General features: G+C 57.4%; 13 protein-coding genes. All 13 read left to right on the top strand.

The window, feature by feature from the left end; translation table 11 throughout:
- The first annotated feature begins 101 nt into the window (after nucleotides 1-101).
- Nucleotides 102-1193 (top strand): 4-oxalomesaconate tautomerase, encoded by a 1092-nt coding sequence (locus tag FGI04_RS10920; RefSeq protein WP_342701333.1) that lies wholly within the window; start codon nucleotides 102-104, stop codon nucleotides 1191-1193.
- Nucleotides 1194-1261: 68 nt separating this feature from the next.
- Nucleotides 1262-2506 carry an MFS transporter gene (locus FGI04_RS10915; protein WP_342701332.1) on the top strand — a complete coding sequence of 415 codons (1245 nt, stop codon included), beginning with the start codon at nucleotides 1262-1264 and terminating at the stop codon, nucleotides 2504-2506.
- 143 nt (nucleotides 2507-2649) lie between these two features.
- Nucleotides 2650-3534, top strand: coding sequence for a fumarylacetoacetate hydrolase family protein (locus FGI04_RS10910; RefSeq protein ID WP_012885224.1), 885 nt, complete (start codon nucleotides 2650-2652; stop codon nucleotides 3532-3534).
- 75 nt (nucleotides 3535-3609) lie between these two features.
- Entirely contained in the window at nucleotides 3610-4659 is a 1050-nt protein-coding gene (citC, locus tag FGI04_RS10905) for a [citrate (pro-3S)-lyase] ligase (protein ID WP_407273534.1), read from the top strand.
- Nucleotides 4660-4692: 33 nt separating this feature from the next.
- Nucleotides 4693-4983, top strand: a complete 291-nt coding sequence (gene citD / locus FGI04_RS10900; RefSeq protein ID WP_342701320.1) for a citrate lyase acyl carrier protein — start codon at nucleotides 4693-4695, stop codon at nucleotides 4981-4983.
- Complete coding sequence (gene citE / locus FGI04_RS10895; RefSeq protein WP_407273533.1) at nucleotides 4983-5873, top strand: citrate (pro-3S)-lyase subunit beta; 891 nt, start codon at nucleotides 4983-4985, stop codon at nucleotides 5871-5873. The genes citD and citE overlap by 1 nt, the downstream gene beginning before the upstream one ends.
- 88 nt (nucleotides 5874-5961) lie before the next feature.
- Complete coding sequence (gene citF / locus FGI04_RS10890) at nucleotides 5962-7491, top strand: citrate lyase subunit alpha (RefSeq protein ID WP_407321226.1); 1530 nt, start codon at nucleotides 5962-5964, stop codon at nucleotides 7489-7491.
- Nucleotides 7488-8030, top strand: coding sequence for a citrate lyase holo-[acyl-carrier protein] synthase (gene citX, locus FGI04_RS10885; RefSeq protein WP_407321227.1), 543 nt, complete (start codon nucleotides 7488-7490; stop codon nucleotides 8028-8030). Before citF ends, citX begins: the two co-directional genes overlap by 4 nt.
- Nucleotides 8031-8642: 612 nt before the next feature.
- Nucleotides 8643-11243, top strand: a complete 2601-nt coding sequence (locus tag FGI04_RS10880; protein WP_407321228.1) for a bifunctional aconitate hydratase 2/2-methylisocitrate dehydratase — start codon at nucleotides 8643-8645, stop codon at nucleotides 11241-11243.
- A gap of 413 nt (nucleotides 11244-11656) precedes the next feature.
- Entirely contained in the window at nucleotides 11657-14704 is a 3048-nt protein-coding gene (gene fdnG, locus FGI04_RS10875; protein WP_407274939.1) for a formate dehydrogenase-N subunit alpha, read from the top strand.
- Between the two features lie 12 nt (nucleotides 14705-14716).
- A complete protein-coding gene (gene fdxH / locus FGI04_RS10870) occupies nucleotides 14717-15640 on the top strand; it encodes a formate dehydrogenase subunit beta (protein ID WP_342701488.1) in 924 nt (307 codons plus the stop codon).
- Nucleotides 15633-16274, top strand: a complete 642-nt coding sequence (fdnI, locus tag FGI04_RS10865; protein WP_019846009.1) for a formate dehydrogenase-N subunit gamma — start codon at nucleotides 15633-15635, stop codon at nucleotides 16272-16274. Before fdxH ends, fdnI begins: the two co-directional genes overlap by 8 nt.
- A 386-nt stretch (nucleotides 16275-16660) precedes the next feature.
- On the top strand, nucleotides 16661-17683 hold the full coding sequence (locus FGI04_RS10860; protein WP_407336710.1) for a LacI family DNA-binding transcriptional regulator: 1023 nt from the start codon (nucleotides 16661-16663) through the stop codon (nucleotides 17681-17683).
- The last annotated feature ends 41 nt before the right edge of the window (nucleotides 17684-17724 follow it).

The following is a 17724-nucleotide window of genomic DNA, read 5'->3' as shown; positions in this document are numbered from 1 at the left end:
TGCAAGAAATGAATTAATCGGTATTTTTTTGACATTAGATTCATTGATAGTGCTATGGAATGCTTGTGCCATCAGAAGCAGTTACAGCGTGAGAGAACGTGATGGTAAAGATTCCCTGTGTATTAATGCGCGGTGGCACATCGAAAGGCCCGGTGATTCTGGCCAGTGATTTACCGCAAGATAACCAACAGCGTGACGAAGTGTTGCTGGCCTTGATGGGCTCCGGCCATGAGCTGGAGATCGATGGCATTGGCGGCGGTGCGCCACAAACCAGTAAAGTCGCGATTGTCAGCAAATCGACCCACCCAGAGGCGGATGTCGATTACCTGTTTGCACAGGTGATGGTCAAAGAGCGCCGGGTTGATACCACACCCAACTGCGGCAACATGCTGTGCGCGGTGGGGCCGTTTGCGATTGAGCATGGTCTGGTGACCGCACGGCATCCTACCACACGGGTACGCATTCGTAACCTGAATACCGGGACGATGGTGGATGCCGACATCCACACACCACAACAATGCGTAGAGTACGACGGCGAGACTGAAATCGACGGGGTACCCGGCAGCGCGGCACCGGTCGGCCTGACTTTTCTGAATTCCGCTGGCAGTAAAACCGGCAAACTGTTTCCCACCGGCAACGTACGCGATGTGTTTGATGGCGTCGCGGTGACCTGCATTGATATGGCGATGCCGATGGTGCTGATCGATGCCCGTTCATTAGATAAGACGGGGAGCGAATCACCGCAGGCGTTGGAAACGGATCAGGCGTTTATGCAACGACTGGAACATATCCGTTTGCAGGCCGGGCAGGCGATGGGGTTGGGTGATGTCAGTAATAAAGTGATCCCAAAACCCGTATTACTCAGCCCACCGAATGCCGGTGGCACTATTCAGGTGCGCTACTTTATGCCGCACAACTGCCATCGTTCGCTGGCGATTACCGGGTCTATTGGTATTTCCACCGCCTGTGTGGTGGAAGGCAGCGTGGCACAGGATGTGCTGTCAGAAAAAGACAGAACGACTTTCCTGGAAAACGTCAATATTGAACACCCTAGCGGAAAAATCGCCGTGTCGCTGATGAAAAATGGTGAGCGTCACGAAGATATCCGTGCTTCGGTTATTCGAACGGCAAGAAAGTTATTTGTCGGTAATGTTTATGTTCCTTCATACGCTCTGGAAACGGAAGATATTTAAGAATAATTAATGTAATAAATCGTTGTTTTATTTCCCCTGTATCCCTAAAACTATATTGTGAGGTTATTATGAGTGCAATTAAGGCGCCTACATCACAAAGTCAGGAAGCATCCGTGAATATTACGCAATATCTGCGTGTCATCTTCGCACTGGCCTTTTCCGGCCTGGCTGAACTGGCCTCTTTATTTTTTATTCAGCCATTACTCCCTGTATTGGCTAAAGATTATGACATTCCAGTCAGCCAGGTCAGTATTATTCTGTCAGCAGAAACCGCCATGCTGGCTATCGGGTTGTTGTTTACTGGTACATTGGCCGACCGTTACGGACGTAAACGTCTGATTGTGGTATCGCTGATGCTGGGCGGCCTGCTGACGCTGATTTGCCCGCTGGTTAAATCCTGGGCATTGCTGGTGATGGTCCGTGGTGTGATTGGTCTGTCATTAAGTGGTATCGCGGCAGCGGCGACGGCGTATATCAGTGAAGAAGTCGCTCCGGTAGTCGCCGGTGTGGTGACCGGGTATTTTGTGTTTGGTAACTCGATTGGCGGTATGTCTGGTCGCGTGGTTGCCAGCCAGTTGATTGGGCATGTGTCTATTGATGTCATTTTCTATGGTTTTGCCCTGACGCTGATGTTTGCCGCACTGCTGGTTGCTGTGATTTTACCTGCATCGAAAAACTTCAAAGCCAGCACCAGCCTGAATTTTTCTTACATCGTCAAAGGGGCACAGGCACATTTCAAAAATAAAAAGTTGTCACTGATGTATGTGGTGAGCTTCATTATTTTTGGTGTGTTTACCTCTCTGTACAATTATCTGGCCTTCTATCTGGCGCGTGAGCCTTTCAACGTTTCTCATGCCAATGCCGGGTTGATTTCCTTTAGTTTCATCATGAGCTTTTTTACTGCGCCGCAAGCAGGGCGTTTGTCACAAAAATACGGCGCACTGAAAGTGTTGTCCGCGTTATTCATGATTATGATCGGCGGTATGTTGCTGACGTTAACCGCTAATCTGCCTGCGTTTGTGATTGGTGCCATTCTGTTTACCGGTTGTTTCTTCGGTTGCCACTCTATCGGATTAAGCTGGGTCAGTAAAAATGCCACCCATGCGCGTGGTCAGGCAACGGCACTGTATCTGTTCTTCTATTATATGGGCGGATCCGTCGTCGGTTATTGCAATGGGCTTATCTTTTCGGCCGCAGGCTGGCTGGGTATGACCGCATTTATCATTACGTTGTTGATTGGCGGCATTTTGGTGGCGACCTACCTCAATGGTATTCAACGAGTGAATTTAGTCGCGGCGCAAAGCAATAAATAACCATCTGTAATGAATCATCGGGTAAGTCATTACCCGATAATCCACATACCAGAAAAGCCTGAGAAATAAAAAAGGGATACCGCTGCTGAAGAGTGTTTTCCAGCCGGTACAGAGTCGCTGTTGCACTAACACCAGGTGTAATTATGAAACTTGCAAGTTATCGCCATCAGGGCAAAAACAGTTACGGGATCCACACACCGGCGGGGCTGATCGATTTGGGCAGCCGCCTCGGTGACCGCTACGCCGACCTGAAAGCCCTGCTGGCCGGCCAGGCGCTCCACGAAGCCGCCGCCTTCCAGACCGACACGCCGGATGTCGCCGTCGCCGACGTCACCTTCCTGCCGGTCATCGTCGCGCCGTCCAAAATCCTCTGTGTCGGCATGAACTACGCCGACAAGCGCAAGGAGTTCAACGAGCTGAACCCCGCACCGACCCTGTTCGTGCGCTTCGCCGACTCCCAGACCGGCCACGGCACCCCGGTGCTCAAGCCCCACTACTCCAGCGAGTTCGACTATGAAGGCGAGCTGGCGGTCATCATCGGCAAAAACGGCCAGAACATCCACCGTGACGACGCGCTGTCCTTTGTCGCCGGGTACAGCTGCTACATGGACGGCTCTGCCCGCGACTGGCAGCACAGCTGGTTCACCGCCGGCAAGAACTGGCAGAAGACCGGCGCCTTCGGCCCCTATCTCACCACCCGGGATGAAATCCCCGACCCGCACGCCCTGGCCATCCGTACCTTCCTCAACGGCCGCATGGTGCAGGACGACAACACCGCCAGCATGATCCACAAGGTGGCGGACCTGATTGAATACATCAGCACCTTCACCGCGCTCAGCGCCGGTGACGTCATCATCACCGGCTCGCCGGGCGGTGTCGGCAAGAAACGCACCCCGCCGCTGTTCCTCAAGCCGGGCGACAGCATCGAGGTGGAAATCGAGAAGGTCGGCCACCTGCGCAACACCATCGGCGAGGCCGTCCGGCCGGTGACCGCCCCGCGTGCCGCGTCCGTGGCGGCCGGGCACTGAATCGTTCCCGCCGCCGGGTGACCGGCGGCGTCAGCCCCGCGGTGACGGGGCCTAGCAACAAGCAGGATAACCGTTATGTACGCCGATGACGACGAGAGTGTTACGTTTGCCACGCTGGATGCGCGCGTCCCGTCCCCTGAACTGGCGGAGATCACCGCGCTGCTGGCGCGCTGCCAGCTGGACCGGGACCAGGACGTCGAGTTTTTTGTGGCCGGCACGCATCACGGGCGGCTGGTGGCCTGTGCCGGGCTGTGCGCCAGCACCATCAAGTGCGTGGCGGTGGACCCCGACTTTCGCGAACTCAGCCTGGGGGCGAAGGTGGTGAACGAGGTGGTGCAGCTGGCGGCCGAGCGCGGCCTGTTCCACCTGTTTCTCTACACCCGTCCCTGCAACATCACGGCGTTTCGCGGCTGCGGCTTCTACCCGATTGCCTGCTATGACGACCAGGCGGTGCTGATGGAGAACACGCCGCTCGGCATCAGGCAGTACTGCCAGTCGCTGGCGGCCGAGGCCAGACCGGGGCGGGACATCGGCGCCATCGTGATGAACGCCAACCCGTTCACGCTGGGGCACCGCTACCTGGCCGAGCAGGCCGCGCAGGCCTGTGACTGGCTGCACATCTTCGTGGTGCGCGAGGACGTCTCCTTCTTCCCGTTCGCCGAGCGGCTGGAGATGGTGCGCCAGGGGGTGGCGGACATCCCCAACCTGACGGTGCACGCCGGGTCGGCATACCTGATTTCCAAGGCCACCTTTCCGGGCTATTTCCTGAAGGAAGACCAACTGATAAGTCAGGCGCACGCGGCGCTGGACCTGATTATCTTCCGCCAGTACATCGCCCCGGCGCTCGGCATCACCCGGCGCTTTGTCGGCACCGAGCCGTTCTGCCCGGTGACGCACCAGTACAACCAGGACATGCACCACTGGCTGGAGCAGGACGGGCGGGTGCCCGCCCCGGCCCTGACGGTGGTGGAAATCGAACGCACGCGCGAGCACGACGGTCAGGCGATATCCGCCTCGGCGGTCCGGCGGCTGCTGCGGCAGCGCCAGTTCGACGCCATCCGCCAGATTGTGCCGGCGACGACGTTTGCGCATTTACAACGCTATGGCGAACTCGCCTGCGCGTGACGTGTTTTTAATGTATCAGGCAGGAAAACCAACATGAAAATTATCAAGGAGGCCCTGGCGGGCACCTTTGAATCCAGCGACCTGCTGGTCAAGGTAGCGCCGGCGCAAGGCCAGCTGACCGTGGTGATAAACAGTGAAGTCATCAAACAGTTCGGCGACCAGATCACCCGGGTGGTGAACGACACGCTGAGCGCGCTGGGCGTCGAGTCCGGCACCATCGTGGTGGACGACAAGGGGGCGCTGGACTGCGTCATCCGGGCCCGGGTGCAGAGCGCCGTGCTGCGTGCCGCCGAGATTGATCAGATTGACTGGGAGACACTGTGATGAGCACCACGCAACCGAAAAAACTGCGCCGCAGCATGCTGTTCCTGCCGGGCGCCAATGCCGCCATGCTGTCCAACGCCTTCATCTACCAGCCGGACTCCATCATGTTCGACCTGGAGGATGCGGTGTCGCTGCGCGAGAAAGATACCGCGCGCCTGCTGGTCTACCATGCGCTGCAGCACCCGATGTACCGGGATATCGAGACGGTGGTGCGCATCAACCAGCTCAACACCCCGTTCGGGCTCAAGGACCTGGAAGCGGCGGTGCGTGGCGGGGTGGATGTCATCCGCCTGCCGAAGACCGACTCCACCGACGACGTCGACGAGCTGGAGCACCACCTGGCGCGCATCGAGAAGGCCTGCGGCCGTGCCGTCGGCTCCACCCGCATCATGGCGGCCATCGAGTCGGCGGTCGGGGTGATCAACGCGGTGTCCATCGCCCGCTCGTCCGAGCGCATGATTGGTATCGCGCTGGCGGCGTTCGACTACGTGATGGACATGCAGACCGAGCGCGGGGACGGCACCGAGCTGTTCTACGCCCGCTGTGCGGTGCTGCATGCCGCCCGTGCCGCCGGTATCGACGCGTTTGACGTGGTGTACTCCAACGTCAACGACGAGGACGGGTTCCTGAAGGAAGTGGAGCTGATCCGCAAACTGGGCTTCAACGGCAAGTCGCTGATCAACCCGCGCCAGATTGAACTGCTGCACAACGCCTACGCGCCGACCCAGGACGAGGTGGACTACGCCCACCTGGTGATCAGGGCGGCGGAAGAGGGCGAGCGCGCCGGGCTGGGGGTCATCTCGCTGAACGGAAAAATGATCGACGGCCCGATTATCAACCACGCCCGCCAGGTGGTGGAGCGTGCGCTGGCCTCCGGCGTGCGCCAGTAGGCCCGGACCGGTTAACCGACAGTTTCCGCACTGGCCGGCTGGCGGCGTGACAGCGCGCTGGCGGGCCTCGCAATGACAGGATTGGATCATGAGTAACTTTATTGAAGCACTGCAGAAGCAATACCCGGAAAACAGCCCGCTGCAACCGTTCGTCAGTGCCAACCACAGCACCCCCTGGCTGAATGACGTCACCGAAAAACACCAGCGCAAGCTGTGCGCCGACCTGGAGGAGGCCATTCGCAAGAGCGGGCTGCAGGACGGCATGACGATTTCGTTCCACCACGCGTTCCGTGAAGGGGACAAGGTGATCAACCACGTGGTGGACACGCTGGCCCGGCTGGGTTTTAAGGACCTGACGCTGGCGTCCAGTTCGCTGATGACCTGCAACGCGCCGCTGATCGAGCATATCCGCAACGGGGTGATCAGCCGTATCTACACCTCCGGCATGCGCGGCAAGCTGGCGGACGCGATTTCGCACGGGCTGATGAAAGAGCCGGTGCAAATCCACTCGCACGGCGGGCGGGTGCACCTGCTGCAGAGCGGCGAGCTGACGATAGACGTGGCGTTCCTCGGGGTGCCGAGCAGCGACGAATTCGGCAACGCCAACGGCACGTCGGGGAAATCGCGCTGCGGGTCGCTGGGCTACGCGATGGTGGACGCGCACTACGCGAAGACGGTGGTGCTGCTGACGGAAAGCCTGGTGCCGTTCCCGAACATGCCGGCCAGCATCGTGCAGGACCAGGTGGACTTCGTGGTGCCGGTGGAGGAAGTGGGCGACCCGGCGAAAATCAGTGTGGGGGCGGCGCGGGTGACCAGCAACCCGCGTGAACTGCTGATAGCCCGCCGGGCGGCGGACGTGATAGCCCATTCCGGCTACTTCAAACCGGGCTTTTCCATCCAGACCGGCTCCGGCGCGGCCTCGACCGCCTGTACCCGTTTTCTGGAAGACCGGATGCACAAGCAGGGGGTGACGGCGCGCTTTGCACTCGGGGGCATTACCGGCAGCATCGTCGACCTGCACGAGAAGGGGCTGATAGAGACGCTGCTGGACACCCAGTGCTTTGACGCCAATGCGGCGGCGTCGCTGGCGAAAAACCCGCAACACGTGGAAATCTCGACCAACGTGTACGCCAACCCGAGCGCCAAGGCGGCGTGCTGCGACCAGCTGGACGTGGTGATTTTGAGTGCGCTGGAAATCGACACCCAGTTCAACGTGAACGTGATAACCGGGTCGGACGGGGTGATGCGCGGGGCGTCGGGCGGGCACTGCGACGTGGCGACGGCGGCGAACCTGACCATCGTGGTGGCGCCGCTGATCCGCAGCCGTATCCCGACGGTGGTGCGTCAGGTGACCACCTGCGTGACGCCGGGCAGCGCGATAGACGTGCTGGTGACGGACCACGGTATCGCGGTGAACCCGTCGCGCCCGGACGTGGCGGAACGCCTGACCGAGGCCGGGCTGAGCGTGATGTCTATCGAAGACCTGTACCAGCGGGCGATAGCGCTGGTGGGCGAGCCGAAGGCGATTGAGTTTCACGACCGTATCGTGGGGGTGATCCGCTACCGTGACGGCAGCGTGATCGACGTGGTGCGTCAGGTGAAAGAGGACAAGGCGTGAGCGAGGCAGCGACAGGCGCCGCGGTCAGCGTTTCACTGGACAGCCTGCTGGCGGCGAAGGAGCGCCGCCATGCACGCCAGCAGCAGCTGCTGGCGTTGCACCGGTCGACGGTGGTGTCGCTGACGCTGGTGACGCCCGGTGCGGTGAAGGACTCGGCGCTGTACCGTCGGGCGATGACAGAAGCCGTGGCGGCGTTCAATGACCTGTGCCTGGCCCGGGGATGGGAGGTGCGGGAGCAGCAGCTGCACTGGCTGGAGACGGGGTCGGAGGCGTTCTGGGCGATAACCAAGGATGCGCTGAGCGTGAAGGCGGCGGCGATTGCGCTGGAAGAGCAGCATCCGCTGGGGCGGCTGTGGGATTTTGACGTGTTCTGCCCGAAGGCCGGGTCAGTCAGTCGAACGTTGCTGGCGCACGAGCCTCGTCGGTGTCTGCTGTGTGATGAACCGGCTCATCAGTGTTCCCGTAGCCAGCGCCATACGCTGACGGCGGTGGTAGGGCGCATCGACGACATGCTGCATGGCTGGTTTGACGCACGCTGATCAGAGGGTTCTTCACCGGCGGATGGTGTCGGCTTTGGTGGTAATGCTGACGCCAAAACGGTGTCTGGTTGGCTGGGTGAACCCGTAATTTGGCTGGGTGAACCCGTAATAAGGGAGCACCGCTATTTCGAGCCAGTATTGCGGCACTGACTTTCTCTGTTTGATCGTTATTTATTTTTCAGGCTTAGGGCGCATTCTCTGACTGAAAATGATATACCCGTCATACTTCAAGTTGCAGGTGTGTTGGCTGCGTTACTCGGCCCATCAATGGGCCTCGCCCTTCGGGCCGCTGCAAGCAGCGTTCAAATCGGCGCATGCCGATTTGTCGCTCACCCGAATCACTTACTTAAGTAAGCTCATCGGGATTCACTCACTTGCCGCGTTACAAGGCTCTAACGAGCCTTGCCCTAAAGGGCCAACGCGTAGCGTTGTTCAACACGCGAGCGTGTTGTCCTGCAACTCGAATTATTTGGGGTATTACCAAAAATAATTCGAATGACGGGTGTAAAAAATAATATCGCCAATTGTTATGTCAATACTCTGAACTCAAACCTGTTTTTATTTTGGCGTTAATTACGCATTAATTACCATTGCATGGTAAGAGGAGCTGTCATGTTAGAACATTATAATGCCCATATTGCAGAACGACGTGAAATGGGGATTCCGCCCAAGCCGTTAACTGCACAGCAGACGACAGAGCTGGTAGCTCAATTATCTGCCGCCGAAAATCAGTCATCTGGCGATATTCCGGCGTGGCTTGACCTGCTGACATACCATATTTCCCCCGGCGTTGATGATGCGGCACAAGTTAAAGCCGACTTTCTGGGGGAAATAGTGCGTGGCGAGCTAACTATTGCGGCAATTTCTTCGATTGCCGCTGTGCGTTTATTGGCGACGATGCAGGGTGGCTATAATATTCAGCCATTAATTGATGCGCTCGATAATAATGTGTTAGCCGAGGAAGCGGTAAAAGCGCTTAGCCATACGCTGCTGATATTTGATTATTTTGGTGAGATTGAAAAGAAAGCCGGGCAGGGGAATGCCGCTGCACGGCGGGTATTACAGTCCTGGGCCGATGCCGAATGGTTTAGCGCTCGTCCTGCACTGGCGGAAAAAATCACGCTGACGGTATTCAAAGTCGCGGGTGAAACCAATACCGATGACCTGTCTCCGGCACCGGAAGCCTGGTCACGTCCGGACATCCCGCTGCATGCTCTGTGCATGCTGAACGTGCCTCGTGATGGTGTCACTCCGGATAAACCGGGGTCTATCGGCCCGGTGGCGCAGATGCAAGCCCTGAAAGCGCAGGGGCATCCGCTGGTGTATGTCGGTGATGTAGTGGGCACCGGTTCGTCGCGTAAATCCGCCACTAACTCGATTCTGTGGCATATCGGTCAGGATATTCCGTTCGTGCCGAACAAGCGTGCTGGTGGGGTGGTACTGGCCGGGAAAATCGCGCCGATTTTCTTTAACACGCTGGAAGACTCCGGTGCGCTGCCAATCGAGATGGATGTGACCGCGCTGTCGACGGGTGATGTGATCGATGTGTATCCCTATCAGGGTGAAGTGCGTCGCCATGATGACAATACCCTGATCACCCGCTTTAGCCTGAAAACCGACGTGCTGCTGGATGAAGTGCACGCGGGCGGGCGTATTGCGCTGATCGTTGGCCGCAGCCTGACTGCACGTGCCCGTCAGTCGTTAGGGCTGGCCGCAAGCACTGCATTCCGTTTGCCTCAGGCACCAGCCGAGTCATCACGCGGCTATACGCTGGCGCAGAAAATCGTGGGTAAAGCGTGTGGCGTTGCCGGTGTTCGTCCGGGGCAGTACTGCGAGCCGCGAATGACCACGGTGGGCTCGCAGGATACCACTGGCGGCATGACACGTGATGAACTGAAAGATTTGGCCTGTCTGCAATTCTCTGCCGATCTGGTGATGCAGTCGTTCTGCCATACGTCGGCTTACCCGAAACCGGTTGACGTCAATCTGCATAAAACCCTGCCGGATTTCATCACCCAGCGTAATGGGGTGTCACTGCGTCCGGGTGATGGCATCATTCACTCCTGGCTCAACCGGATGCTGGTGCCGGATACCGTCGGTACCGGTGCTGATTCCCACACCCGCTTCCCGATTGGTCTGTCTTTCCCCGGCGGTTCCGGTCTGGTGGCGTTCGCGGCGGCAACCGGCATCATGCCGCTGGATATGCCAGAGTCAGTACTGGTGCGCTTTAAAGGGCAGATGCAGCCGGGTATTACGCTGCGTGACCTGGTCCATGCCATCCCTTATTTTGCTATCCAGCAAGGGCTGTTGACTGTGGCCAAGCAGGGTAAGAAAAACATTTTCTCTGGCCGTATTCTGGAAATTGAAGGTCTGGCCGGATTGAGCGTCGAGCAGGCGTTTGAACTGGCGGATGCCTCGGCCGAGCGCTCGGCGGCGGCCTGTACCATCAAGCTCGAACAGACGGAAGTGGAAACCTATTTGCGCTCGAACGTGGCGTTGCTGCGCACCATGATAGCAGAGGGATATCAGGATGCACAGACGCTGGCCCGGCGCGTTGAACGCATGGAACAGTGGCTGGATGACCCGCAGTTGCTGGAAGCAGATACCGATGCCGAATATGCCGCTGTCATCGAGATCGATCTGGCAACCATCAACGAGCCGATTCTGTGCGTCCCCAATGACCCGGATGATGTGAAAACCCTCTCCGACGTGGCAGGAAACCGCATTGATGAAGTGTTCATCGGTTCATGCATGACCAATATTGGGCATTTCCGTGCGGCAGGTAAACTGATGTCGCAACATCAAGGGGATATCGCCGCCCGGCTTTGGCTGGCACCGCCCACACGTATGGATGCCCACCAACTCAGCGATGAGGGCTATTTTAGCCAGTTCATTAAATCAGGCGTGCGTATTGAACCGGCTGGATGTTCGCTATGTATGGGGAATCAGGCCCGAGTGAAAGCCGGTAGCCATGTGGTTTCCACCTCGACGCGTAATTTCCCGCATCGTCTGGGGACGGACGCCAGTGTCTATCTGGCATCGGCTGAACTGAGTACGGTAGCGGCGATACTGGGTCGGTTGCCTACGGCGGCGGAGTATTTGCAGCAGGTGGCGGTTCTGTCCCAGTCTGCGTCAGATATTTACCGCTATTTGAACTTTGCTGCACCGGCAGACCCGGCGGCAGGAAAGCGTATTCCGGTACAGGCTGTTTGATCATGCTGGCCCGCATTGATGCGGGCCATTTTTAATGCTGGTGTGTCCGGCATGACCCCCCACTGTTACCTCCGCTTCCATTATCCGCCTTCATCACCTTGCTTTTATGGTGTTGCCGACATGTTGCAACACGACACCGCATCGATTTATTCGTCTGCTCGTTATTGTGTTGGGTTGTTAATGTCTCGGTAACGGCAGGTTGCCGGAATGAAATGAGGCTGACACGACGAAACCTGACAACCGGCGGATATCGCTATGTATTTACGTGCATAGCGAAAGTCTGAGCATAAATACCCATAAAGGGGGTGAATGTACTATTAAAACCGTAATTCTTGATTTTGCTCAAAATCTCCTCGTGGCGTGTTGTTAGATTCCTCGCAACAAAAAAGACACATAAAATGATAGGGAAAAACATGCAAGTTAATCGAAGGGGCTTTTTTAAAGTCTGCGCCGGGGGAATGGCAGGGACTACACTCGCTGTTTTAGGGTTTACACCCACGGAGGCGATGGCCTCGGTCCGTCAGTACAAACTGCTGCGGGCGAAAGAAACCCGCAATAACTGCACGTATTGCTCTGTGGGCTGCGGACTGCTGATGTACAGCCTGGGCGACGGGGCAAAAAACGCCAAACCCGCCATCTTTCACATCGAAGGGGACCCGGATCACCCGGTCAGCCGTGGCTCGTTGTGCCCGAAAGGCGCTGGTCTGGTGGATTACATTCACAGCGAAGGCCGCCTGAAATACCCGGAATACCGTGCGCCGGGTTCAGACAAATGGCAGCGTATCAGTTGGGATGAGGCGATCGACCGTATCGCACGGCTGATGAAAAAAGACCGTGACGCCAACTTTGAGCGTGTTAACGCTAAAGGCACACTGGTCAACCGCTGGCTGACTACCGGGATGCTGTGCTCGTCTGCCGCCAGTAATGAAACCGGTATTCTCGACCAGAAGTTTGCCCGTTCGCTGGGGATGGTGGCTATCGATTGTCAGGCGCGCCTGTGCCACGGCCCGACCGTTGCTGCGCTGGCACCGACTTTCGGCCGTGGGGCGATGACTAACAACTGGGTGGACATTAAAAACGCCAACGTGATCATCGTGATGGGTGGCAACGCGGCGGAAGCACATCCGGTTGGCTTCAAATGGGCGGTGGAAGCCAAAACCCACAATGACGCCAAACTGATTGTGGTTGACCCACGTTTTAACCGTTCTGCCGCCGTCGCCGACCTGTACGCACCGATCCGCGCCGGGTCGGATGCCGCTTTCCTGCTCGGTGTCGTCAACTACCTGATAACCCACGACAAGATTCACCATGAGTATGTGAAGTCTTACACCAACGCCAGCCTGATCGTGCGTGAGGATTTCAGCTTCGACGAGGGGCTGTTCAGTGGTTATAACAGCCAGACGCACCAGTACGACAAGAGCAGCTGGCAGTACGAGCTGGGGGCGGACGGTTTCGCCAAACGGGACATGACCTTAAGTCATCCGCGTTGCGTGTGGAACCTGCTGAAAAAACATGTTTCCCGCTATACGCCGGAGATGGTGACCTCGCTGTGCGGCACACCGGCGAAAGCCTATGAAGAGATTTGCCAGTCGCTGGCCAGCACCTGTGTGCCGAACAAAACCGCGACCTTCATGTACGCACTGGGCTGGACGCATCACACCAACGGCGCACAGATCATCCGCTCGGCGGCCATGATCCAGCTGTTGCTCGGTAACATCGGTATGGCGGGCGGCGGCATCAATGCGCTGCGTGGTCACTCCAACATTCAGGGGTATACCGACCTGGGGCTGCTGAGCCTCAACCTGCCGGGCTACATGCCGTTGCCGTCCGAAAAACAGGGTGACCTGAAAACCTACCTCAGCCAGATAACACCGGATGCGCTGTTGGCGGATCAGGTTAACTACTGGAAGAATACGCCGAAGTTTTTCATCAGCATGATGAAGAGCTTCTGGGGTGATAACGCGCAGGCCTCCAACAACTGGGGTTATGACTGGCTGCCGAAGTGGGACCGCAGCTATGACGTCATGGCCCAAACCGAACTGATGCTGGACGGCAAAATGAACGGCTACATCGTTCAGGGTTTCAACCCGCTGGCCGCGTTCTCCAACAAGAACAAGGCTACCGCCGCTTTATCGAAACTGAAATACATGGTGGTGATCGACCCGCTGGCGACCGAAACCTCCACCTTCTGGCAAAACCACGGCGAGTTTAATGACGTGAATTCGGCTGAGATTCAGACCGAAGTGTTCCGTCTGCCATCGAGCTGTTTTGCTGAAGAAAACGGTTCTATCGCCAACTCCGGGCGCTGGCTGCAATGGCATTGGGCGGCGGCCGAGCCACCGGCTGAAGCGCTGCACGACGCGAAGATCCTCGGTCGCCTGATGACGCGCCTGCGTGAACTGTACCGGGAAGAGGGCGGTGTGTGCCCGGAACCGGTGCTGAACATCAACTGGAACTATCAGGACCCGGAAGACCCGACGCCCGAAGAGATCGCCCGTGAATCCAACGGGATGGCGCTGGCGGATGTGTTCGACGATAAAGGCAATCTGCTGTTGAAAAAAGGCCAGCAACTGGCAGACTTCTCGCAACTGCGTGACGACGGCACTACCGCCAGCTTCTGCTGGATTTACGCCGGAAGCTGGACCGAAGCCGGTAACCAGATGGCGAACCGCGACAATACCGATGTGGGGCTGGGTTGTACGCCGGGCTGGGCCTGGTGTTGGCCGCAGAACCGCCGCATTTTGTATAACCGCGCCTCGGCGGATTTGCAGGGCAAACCCTGGGACAGCAAACGCAAACTGCTGGAATGGACCGGCCAGAAATGGAAAGGCATCGACGTGCCAGACTTTGCTGCCACGGTACCGCCGGGCAAAGACACCATGCCGTTCATCATGTTGCCGGAAGGCGTCGCACGGCTGTTCTCAATGGATAAGCTGGCGGATGGCCCGTTCCCGGAACACTACGAACCGATAGAAAGCCCGATCGGCACCAACCCGCTGCACCCGGCGGTGGTATCGAACCCGGCGACACGCCTGTTTGCGCGTGATGCGAAAACCATGGGCAAGGCGAGCGATTTCCCGTATGTCGCCACCACTTATTCCATTACCGAGCTGTTCCGTCACTGGACCAAGCATGCACGTATGAATGCGATCATCCAACCGGAGCAGTTTGTCGAAATCGGCGAGAACCTGGCGAAAAGCAAAGGGATTCAGGCGGGCGATATGGTGAAGGTCTCCTGCCAGCGTGGTTACATCAAAGCCAAGGCGGTGGTGACCAAGCGTATCAAAACATTGACCGTGGCCGGAAAAGCGATTGAAACCGTCGGCATTCCCTGCCACTGGGGATTCGAAGGGACGACACGCAAGGGATTCCTGGCGAATACCCTGACGCCCAGCGTCGGCGATGCCAACTCGCAAACGCCGGAATACAAAGCGTTCCTGGTCAATGTGGAAAAGGTGTAAGGGTAAAACGTTATGTCAATGCAATCTCAGGATATTATCCAGCGTTCGGCCACCAGTAGCCTGACGCCGCCGCCACAGGTTCGGGATGATAAAAGCGAAGTCGCCAAACTTATCGATGTCACCACCTGTATCGGCTGTAAAGCCTGTCAGGCGGCCTGTTCCGAGTGGAACGACATCCGTGATGACGTCGGTCACAACGTGGGGGTGTACGACAACCCTACCGATCTGAGCGCGAAATCCTGGACGGTGATGCGCTTTTCTGAAGTGGAGAGCGAAGACCGTTTGGAATGGTTGATCCGCAAGGACGGTTGTATGCACTGTGCCGAGCCGGGCTGCCTGAAAGCCTGCCCGTCAGCCGGTGCCATTATTCAGTACGCCAACGGTATCGTCGATTTTCAGTCTGAACACTGCATCGGCTGTGGGTATTGTATCGCCGGGTGTCCGTTCAATATTCCGCGCTTAAACAAGCAGGATAACCGCGTCTACAAATGTACGCTGTGTGTCGATCGCGTCAGTACCGGTCAGGAACCGGCTTGCGTGAAAACCTGCCCGACCGGTGCTATCCATTTCGGTACCAAAGAAGAAATGAAGAACGTCGCGGCCGAGCGTGTCGCACATCTGAAAAAACGCGGTTACGCCAATGCCGGCCTGTATGACCCCGAGGGTGTTGGCGGTACGCACGTGATGTATGTGTTGCATCATGCGGATAAACCGTCGCTGTACCACAACCTGCCGGATAATCCAAAAATCTCGACGCCAGTCAACCTGTGGAAAGGCATTCTCAAGCCGTTATCCACGCTGGGCTTTGTCGCCACCTTCGCCGGGTTGATGTTCCACTACATCGGCATTGGGCCGAACACGGAGGAGATAGCACATTCGGATGAATCACATTCGGATAAAGAACAGGCGCATGAAGGAGACGATAAGCATGAGTAACCCAAAAATGATTGTGCGCACTAAGTTCGCCGACCGTGTTTGCCACTGGATTGTGGTGATCAGTTTCTTTCTGGTGGCGCTGTCGGGGATCGCGCTGTTTTTCCCGACGCTGCAATGGCTGACGCAAACCTTCGGTACGCCGCAGATGGGGCGCATCATGCACCCGTTCTTCGGTATTTTGATTGTGGTGTGTCTGGTGCCGATGTTTATCCGTTTTGTCGGTCATAACATCCCGAAACGTCAGGATGTGCCGTGGTTCCTGAATATCATTGAGGTACTCAAGGGCAACGAGCATGAAGTGGCTGATGTGGGTAAATACAACCCCGGCCAGAAACTGATGTTCTGGAGCATTATGGGGTTAACGCTGGTGCTGCTGATTACCGGTGTCATCATGTGGCGGCCGTACTTCGCCCATTTGTTCCCGATAGACCTGGTGCGTTACGCCATTTTGTTGCACGCCACCGCCGCCATTGTGCTGATCCACGCCATTTTGATTCACCTGTACATGGCGTTCTGGGTGCGTGGTTCGATCAAAGGCATGATCGAAGGCAAGGTCTCGGAGAAGTGGGCGCTGAAACACCACCCGCGCTGGGCGCGCATGGTGATCGACAAAGCCAATAAAGACAAGAAATAAGGCTCTCTTCTCGTAGTGCCTTTCATGACAGGCGAAGGGTTTTCCGGCGTTAAAAACGGTGCTGAGGTGGACGACTTCGCCGGGTGAGCCGCATGGACGGGCGGCCCGAACAGCGAAGGCGAATGCCGAAGGAACCGCGAAGCGGCACAGTTTAGCCCTCAAGCCAGTGGTCAAGGAGAGGCGGCGTTTGAGCCTCTCCTTGTCGTGCGAGAGATAATGTTACAAAGGAAAGATTGGCTTTACCTCGCACGAAATCATCCACAACCCAGACAGAGATCACCGTTCACAAAACCACTTGGCTGTTTGTCAACCGCCTCTCGCATCCCCCCCTTGCCGTGATTTGTGGTAGTCTGGCCCGTAATAGAATTCAGGGTGAATGATGCGCCATGTCACTGAAACAGATTGCAAAAACGTTGGGATTATCGGTCACCACCGTTAGCCGCGCGCTCAATGGCTATGATGACGTGGCGGCTCAAACGCGCCTGCGGGTGGAAGAAGAAGCTCGGCGCTTAGGCTATCGCCCCAATACGTTTGCCCGCCGACTGAAAATGGGGCGTATTGACGCCGTGGGGCTGGTGTTTCCTATGCAGCCCGCACCGCTCAGTAACACCACTTTTATGGAGATGGTGGCGGAAATCAGCCACGAGCTGGCGAAGCAGGAGATTGATCTGCTGTTGATTGCCGACAAGGAGCAGGCCGATCACCATGCGTTTTTACGCATGATAGAAAGCCGCCGGGTGGATGCGTTGATCGTCGCGCATACGTTGCAACAAGACCCCCGACTGCAATACCTGCAATCGGTTGGCTTTCCGTTTTTGGCGCTCGGGCGCAGTGATCTGCCATTACCCTATGCCTGGTTTGATTTTGACAGTCAGGCCGGTGCGGCGCTCGCCACCCGGCATTTGATCTCGCTTGGTCACCGTCAAATCGCTTTTCTTGGCGAACATCATCCGCAATCCTTTATCGCCCAACGCCGTGCTGGCTATCTGGAGGCATTGGCGGCAGCCGGTATCGCCCCGCGTGATGCGCTGTTGCGACAGGTGGCACCATCACGCCGGGAGGGGTATCAGGCAACGTTGCAATGGCTGGCGTTGCCGCAGCCACCTACTGCTATCGTTATCGATGGCAGCACGCAAGGGGAAGGGGCAGCGCTGGCATTGCGCGACAGCGGCCGTCTGCAAGGGGAGCGTGCGGTATCGTTGATAGTCTATGATGGCCTGCCAGCCGACTCGTTGCTGGAAATACCGGTCACCGCCATCACGCAGGCGACCCGTTCGCAGGTGGGCCAGCAGATAGCCCATATGGTATCGCGTTTGTTGATGGGGGAAGACCCCTCCTCACTACAGGTGTTATGGCAACCACAGTTGCGCGCCGGACAGACGGATAACCCGCCGCCAGCAACAAAATAATCCGCTTGCGTCCGCCTGTTTCACCATTGTTTTCCACCACC

Origin of the sequence: Dickeya ananatis, from assembly GCF_019464615.1 — a bacterium.
Lineage (GTDB): Bacteria > Pseudomonadota > Gammaproteobacteria > Enterobacterales > Enterobacteriaceae > Dickeya > Dickeya oryzae.
The sequence above is the reverse complement of the archived record's forward strand: the minus strand, read 5'-3'. Positions and strand labels throughout refer to the sequence as shown.

Bases quoted from the DNA above. Each gene is read 5' to 3' on its own strand.
- citD (WP_342701320.1), top strand. From the start codon at position 4,693: ATGAAAATTATCAAGGAGGCCCTGGCGGGCACCTTTGAATCCAGCGAC.
- citE (WP_407273533.1), top strand. From the start codon at position 4,983: ATGAGCACCACGCAACCGAAAAAACTGCGCCGCAGCATGCTGTTCCTG.
- fdnG (WP_407274939.1), top strand. From the start codon at position 11,657: ATGCAAGTTAATCGAAGGGGCTTTTTTAAAGTCTGCGCCGGGGGAATG.
- FGI04_RS10920 (WP_342701333.1), top strand. From the start codon at position 102: ATGGTAAAGATTCCCTGTGTATTAATGCGCGGTGGCACATCGAAAGGC.
- FGI04_RS10915 (WP_342701332.1), top strand. From the start codon at position 1,262: ATGAGTGCAATTAAGGCGCCTACATCACAAAGTCAGGAAGCATCCGTG.
- FGI04_RS10910 (WP_012885224.1), top strand. From the start codon at position 2,650: ATGAAACTTGCAAGTTATCGCCATCAGGGCAAAAACAGTTACGGGATC.
- citF (WP_407321226.1), top strand. From the start codon at position 5,962: ATGAGTAACTTTATTGAAGCACTGCAGAAGCAATACCCGGAAAACAGC.
- fdnI (WP_019846009.1), top strand. From the start codon at position 15,633: ATGAGTAACCCAAAAATGATTGTGCGCACTAAGTTCGCCGACCGTGTT.
- FGI04_RS10860 (WP_407336710.1), top strand. From the start codon at position 16,661: ATGTCACTGAAACAGATTGCAAAAACGTTGGGATTATCGGTCACCACC.
- fdxH (WP_342701488.1), top strand. From the start codon at position 14,717: ATGTCAATGCAATCTCAGGATATTATCCAGCGTTCGGCCACCAGTAGC.
- FGI04_RS10880 (WP_407321228.1), top strand. From the start codon at position 8,643: ATGTTAGAACATTATAATGCCCATATTGCAGAACGACGTGAAATGGGG.
- citC (WP_407273534.1), top strand. From the start codon at position 3,610: ATGTACGCCGATGACGACGAGAGTGTTACGTTTGCCACGCTGGATGCG.